General features: G+C 64.8%; 3 protein-coding genes. 1 reads left to right on the top strand and 2 read right to left on the bottom strand.

The genetic code is table 11. From position 1 onward, the window contains the following. On the top strand, positions 1-343 hold a 343-nt coding region (locus NS283_RS17980), incomplete at its 5' end, for an alpha/beta family hydrolase (protein ID WP_193752715.1). Positions 344-346: 3 nt separating this feature from the next. On the opposite strand, the gene NS283_RS17985 is transcribed toward NS283_RS17980, so the two are convergent. Together NS283_RS17985 and NS283_RS19025 are read right to left on the bottom strand one after the other, a co-directional pair. Beyond that, positions 347-742, bottom strand: coding sequence for a hypothetical protein (locus NS283_RS17985; protein ID WP_058598211.1), 396 nt, complete (start codon positions 740-742; stop codon positions 347-349). A gap of 83 nt (positions 743-825) precedes the next feature. Further along, positions 826-1,745 (bottom strand): hypothetical protein (locus NS283_RS19025; RefSeq protein ID WP_058598212.1); only part of this gene is annotated, 920 nt, incomplete at its 5' end.

Here is a 1,745-nt window from a genome sequence, read left to right on the forward strand (position 1 = left end):
TTCTGCGGCGTTGGTGGAACTAGACCAGAGTGATGCGCTACGCAGGCCGGCCTGTCTAGTGTCGCTGGGCTGCACCGTTGAGCCGCCCGGCCGGCCGGACAAGCCGCGGGTCGAACACCTGCCTCGGGTCGAACCGCCGCAGCTGTTCGTCGAGGGCGAGAACGACCCCTTCGTCGACCCCCACGAGCAACTCCTGGAGGCAGTGGACTCGTGCTCGGATGCCCGTGTGCACTGGATCGCCGGTGCGAACCACTCGTTCGAGGTGAAGGGCGCGCGGCGGCCGGCCGACGAGATCGGCGCGGGATTGGCGCCGGTGGTGGCGGAGTTCGTCCGGGCGCTGTGAGGGCTACGGGCGCTGGTCTTCGGACAGGGTGCCGCAGCGGGAGATGGCGAGGAGGTCGATGGCTTTGCGGCCGTTGATTGTTCTCTCACTTATCCCGAGCGACATCCGCGGGGAGTCGCGGACCATATAGATCTGCGCAAAGTTGACGGGCACGCCGAGATCGTGCGCGCGCCATACGTCGCCAACTGCGTCGGGAAATCTGTCGATGAATGAGGGAATGTCAAACGAGTCATCGACGTACACCTCCCACTGACCGGTGTAGAAGCTGCCGCGGCTGGTTCCGAAGGTGAGGTCTTCGCCGCACCCGTAGGGCTCGAACGTTTCGTTCGGGACGATCTCTTTCGGGTCTGGAACAAGGTCTGCCACTTGCTTCAGAACGTCGTTCGTCTCAGCGCGCACCTGATCGTACGTAGGGGGTGAGTCCGCACAACCGCTGAGCAGCAGCGCACAGGCGGTCAGGGCGAGGAGAGTGAGAGTCGCTTTCAAAATTGCTTCCCATGCGTAAGGAGGAGCGAGTAGACGGAGTAGAGAGCCGGTCCATTTATCGACTCGTCGTCGCTCATCAATGCGTTGTGGTGTTTGACGCTGTCCGAGACGATGCCCACGGGGCCGCCGATGACGAGATTCTCCGGATCGAGCCCTGGGAGTCCGGTGTCGACGATCTGTACGCCCGGAAAGGACTCCGGGGGCACGCTGAACCCCAGATCTGCGAGGCTCAAACCCGCGTAGTAGCGGTTGATGTCGTCCGGTGCCTGCGCGGCGAAGTATCGCGTCTCGGGCGATGGTTGGTAAGGCCCGATCGCACCGACCGTGGCGGCCATGAACCGAGCATCGACGACTCCTCCGTACGACTCGGCGGCGCTTCCGATGGCTCCCGCATACGAGTGCTCGTAGCTCATCGTCCAGAGGTCCGGTCGCGTGGCATCGATTCCCTGCACGAAGCGCGCGTACTCGGGCGAGCGCTCCAACGCGTAGGTGGTCAGCTGCGGGCCACCTCCTGATGGAATGTCGGAAAGTTGGGGCATCGGTCCAGACAGGACAGTGAAACTCACGACGGCTCCCATCCCCGCTCTGGTCTCCCACTCCGCAACCCGCGTCACCGCCTCATCGCCGAAGAACGACTCCGCCCGTGTGTTCGTTCCCGGAACGACGAACAGCGCCGAGGTCGCCGTCGCCGGATCGCCCGACATCTCGATGAGAGAGCCATGGTCGGGGTCCCATGCGTAGAGCTGCTTCCGTCCGTCCTGGACGGCCTGGAAGTACGCGATCTCCCGATCGAGGTCGCTCACCCGACGGTTCGCCTCCGCGCGTGGAACCCGGAGGGAGGTGCCGAGGCCATCGACGACACCGACGGCGTCCAGCCGCTGGCGGAGGAGTTCTTCGACGCGCGACGCGGCCCGCG

Source organism: Microbacterium testaceum, assembly GCF_001476285.1.
Lineage (GTDB): Bacteria > Actinomycetota > Actinomycetes > Actinomycetales > Microbacteriaceae > Microbacterium > Microbacterium testaceum_B.